Below are 270 nucleotides of genomic sequence, written 5' to 3' on the forward strand. Positions count from 1 at the left end.
GTCATGCTGTATTTTATATAAAATCAACTAATTCACAAGGTGGTAAGCAAATGTATAAGCTGCAGGCATCCTATGCATATAAAGAAAGAAAGCATATGACGACTGAATTTGAAGGTGGGGAAGGTCTGATTGGACAAGCAGTCCTTGAAAAGGAAACTATTCTTCTTACAAATGTCCCTGCTGATTATGTAAGTGTAAAGTCAGGTCTTGGAGAAGCAGCTCCACTGAATCTATATGTGATTCCGATACTTTTTGAAGGGGATGTAAAAG

1 protein-coding gene is annotated in these 270 nt (G+C 37.8%); it reads left to right on the forward strand.

Going from position 1 to position 270, the window contains the following annotated elements:
* Positions 1 to 50: 50 nt before the first annotated feature.
* Positions 51 to 270, forward strand: a 220-nt coding sequence (locus HU755_RS27125; RefSeq protein WP_186638336.1) for a GAF domain-containing protein, incomplete at its 3' end; no start/stop codon positions are given.

The sequence above is a fragment of the Pseudomonas sp. SWRI111 genome, assembly GCF_014268555.1.
Lineage (GTDB): Bacteria > Pseudomonadota > Gammaproteobacteria > Pseudomonadales > Pseudomonadaceae > Aquipseudomonas > Aquipseudomonas hamedanensis.